Annotated in this window: 5 protein-coding genes; all 5 read right to left on the bottom strand. The window is 42.7% G+C overall.

Features of this window, described 5'->3' with window-relative positions:
• Positions 1-262 precede the first annotated feature (262 nt).
• Positions 263-682: a nuclear transport factor 2 family protein gene (locus tag OCV69_RS16435; protein ID WP_066545529.1), complete on the bottom strand. Its 420-nt coding sequence runs from the start codon at positions 680-682 to the stop codon at positions 263-265.
• Between the two features lie 156 nt (positions 683-838).
• A complete protein-coding gene (locus tag OCV69_RS16430; protein ID WP_002593797.1) occupies positions 839-1,252 on the bottom strand; it encodes a hypothetical protein in 414 nt (137 codons plus the stop codon).
• A gap of 405 nt (positions 1,253-1,657) precedes the next feature.
• A complete protein-coding gene (locus OCV69_RS16425; RefSeq protein ID WP_118584662.1) occupies positions 1,658-1,921 on the bottom strand; it encodes a DUF6103 family protein in 264 nt (87 codons plus the stop codon).
• 69 nt (positions 1,922-1,990) lie between these two features.
• A complete protein-coding gene (locus tag OCV69_RS16420) occupies positions 1,991-2,269 on the bottom strand; it encodes a hypothetical protein (RefSeq protein ID WP_002593799.1) in 279 nt (92 codons plus the stop codon).
• 113 nt (positions 2,270-2,382) lie between these two features.
• Positions 2,383-2,991, bottom strand: coding sequence for an NlpC/P60 family protein (locus OCV69_RS16415; protein WP_262563248.1), 609 nt, complete (start codon positions 2,989-2,991; stop codon positions 2,383-2,385).
• Positions 2,992-3,067 lie beyond the last annotated feature (76 nt).

Here is a 3,067-nt window from a genome sequence, read left to right as displayed (position 1 = left end):
GACATTGAAAGTTCCTCCTTATTCTCTTTATTATACATGAATTCTTTGAGAATAAGGTGTCAACTTTATTTATACAACATCAATGATTGAAATGAGCAAAGAATGGACAACCCGGAGGGGCAGGTTACTTACCCTGATATACAGGACGGCCGGGCTACCTACCGGCTCTGGTATGCATCACTGCATACGTTGCGTTTTTATCTTTACTTTTATAATCAAGCCTCCTCGGCCAGATTAACACATATAATTTTTCTGTTTCTGATTAAAACCAACTAGTCTTTTCATCTCTAAATTTAGGCATATCACTATCCTCATAAGGATTATAATTGTTTAAGTTACATCCAAACTCCTTTAATGATTTTATTTTATTATCTGCTGTCCATACAATCAAGGACATTCCGTCAAATTCCTCTATATTCCCATTATTCATTTCATTTTTAAAATACCACTCTACAACCGTCTGGTTATCTTTATGAAAGAACTGCTTGATCTTCCACTCCATCACCTTGCCACGTGTATTCCATTCATTAAACCAATGTTTTACAACTTGACGGTTATTATATTTTGGACTCCAGCTTTCAGTATAAATCACGTCTTCCGCAAAAATGTCATCCATACCAAGATCCTGTTGTGTAAGCCACATTTTGAACCATAGTTGAATGATTTGTTCTCTCTCATTCAAAATTCTACACCTCGATTCATTTCTTAGTATATTATAATCGATGAGTTATTGCATCGTAAAGGACAAATCTATTTTTTATCTCTTCTGAAAATTCATCACACAACTAGAGGGAAGTACAAATAAATTCTCTTTCCATCGTTTCCTTTCCAACAATATCTACACATCCCGCTTTTGATAATGATACGCATCTTCAAACTTCACAGTTCCATTGATCCGTCTCACTTCATCAACACATTTTACGTGCAGCCTGTTTAAAGATTCTTCATCCACATCATGGGTGTAGGCAATTACCTGTGAGAGCTTGGACAATTCCACTGCTATCTTAAAGTCCATCCTGGCCAGACGGTTCTCACTATCCTGAACGGTTCCCGTAAGCACAGAAGCCAGTGACTGCAAAAAATAATTTTCTGCTTTTCCTGCAAGAAGATATCCCATATAGAATTTAAGTGCTTCTGCTACAAATTCGTTTCTGGAACGCACATTGGCAGTCTCCAACAACCCGTCTGCCTGTTCTAATATAGCTTTTTCAATATAAATCCCAACACGGACTTTCGCATTTTCGCTCCCCATCGTTCCCTCCTTACCAGGTATTCACAAACTCTCTCTCATTTCCTCCAAAATCCTGCCACTTTCAAAAATCCAGCACCATTCTTTCGACCGCCTTTTCCAAAAGTATTCAAACCAGATTTCCCGAACGGCTTTGCCGGTCGGTGTTTTCCAGGGGTAGGCTGCCAAAAGCAGCATACCCCCTTTAACCTGCACACGTTTCGACCCTGCCAACCACTCAGGAATCCCTTATCCCCCGTGTTCTTGCTGTTTCCATAACCTTCTCTCACATTTGCCCAACACCGCTTAAAATCCTCGTATGGGTACCACGATGCCACCTAGCTGTCCAAAGCCCGACACAGGGGCACACAGGGGGCTACACGGGGATGTCATGGATGACTGGGGATTCCGTTTTCTTTTTTCTGGTTATCATACGATTTCTGATTCTTCCAGCTGGGACTCCTCCCGTCTTGCAGTCCGATCAGCTCTACGGGTACGTTCTCTGGTGGATATTTCTCTTGCCACCTTGTCATCAATATATTCACGGGTAGCCTGCGGGACATATTTTTCATACAGTTTCTGTACTGTATCATTTAATTCCCCCTGAAGATCGGTGTCCCTTTTTTCCATGTGGAACTTTAACGCATCCAATTTTTCTGTGTTAAAACTGACATTGATCGTAGTATTTCTCATTTCAAATCTCCTTTTTCTTTCAGAAAGCAAATCAGGCGGCTGCTCACACAGCCGCCCGATCTCGTTTCATCAGGTTCTTAAATAATGGATTAGTTCAATGGCATCTGCAAGACCCGCCTTATAATACCTCAAACGCTCCTGTTCCGGTATATCCATTTTAGCCATAAGCTGGTCATCCAACCATTGCCGGTCATCCTCTGAAAGGCTATTGAGAATTCGATCCATGCGGAGGACATGTTCCTTGGTCTCTGTGCAATAAGCGGGAACCTTGTCCTCTTCACTTTTTCTCTTCAGCTCCAGAACTCGTTCTTCGATTACCTGATTTAACTGATCCATAATCTCATCCATCGGTTACTTCCCTCCTTTCAGCCACACACAATACCGAACTTTTTTCTAAAAGTCGATATCACATATCCATAAACTGTCCAGGCAAATCTGCACAAATTTCATTTTTAGCTGCCTCATTCCGGAATAGTTGCCAGCCTTCCAAAAGCATACAGATGGCTGTTCCAGTAAGGAGAAGTAAGGTCCGCATAGCCAATAGGCGAACCACAATGCAGCATCCTAGAGCCTCCAACATAAATCCCCACATGGCTGACCGCCCCTGCAGATGCATAAGTTCCCGTAAAAAACACCAGATCTCCGGGTCTAGCTTCCTCTCTTGACACAATCGCACACTGGTCATAAATCCCCTGAGCTGTTGTTCGGGAAAGGTGATACACCCCGGATCTCGTGTAGACCCAACAGATATATCCACTGCAGTCGAAACTGGTGTCTGGAGAACTACCGCCCCATACATAGGGATAACCAATATAACGAGTTGCCTCTGCCATCAGCGCGGAAAAACTCCCATCTCCCATAGCCTGTCCGGGAGGAAGACCATTTCCACCTGGTACACTCACACCGTATTTTGCCAGCATATAGATGCGCTGTACATTCGTTTTATCTTCCAGAGAAACCTCCTGGTTTAATTCTGCAGCAAGATTTCCGTAGACCATATTCAGGCTTTGGATTGGAATTGCAACTGTATAGGTTTCTCCCTCTTCATCCTCCCTCTCTGTTGTGGTCAAGCATTTTTGTAACACTTGTGGCTAAAAAATATCATGAATCAGTTACGCTGCCATCCGGGCTTCGTATGGTGTACGA

The organism is Alitiscatomonas aceti, from assembly GCF_025567195.1.
Taxonomy (GTDB): Bacteria; Bacillota; Clostridia; order Lachnospirales; family Lachnospiraceae; genus Alitiscatomonas; species Alitiscatomonas aceti.
This window is presented reverse-complemented; position numbering and strand designations above follow the sequence as displayed.

What these genes read in the sequence shown, in the direction of transcription:
- OCV69_RS16430 (WP_002593797.1), bottom strand. Translation starts at nt 1,252, where the DNA reads ATGGGGAGCGAAAATGCGAAAGTCCGTGTTGGGATTTATATTGAAAAA.
- OCV69_RS16425 (WP_118584662.1), bottom strand. Translation starts at nt 1,921, where the DNA reads ATGAGAAATACTACGATCAATGTCAGTTTTAACACAGAAAAATTGGAT.
- OCV69_RS16420 (WP_002593799.1), bottom strand. Translation starts at nt 2,269, where the DNA reads ATGGATGAGATTATGGATCAGTTAAATCAGGTAATCGAAGAACGAGTT.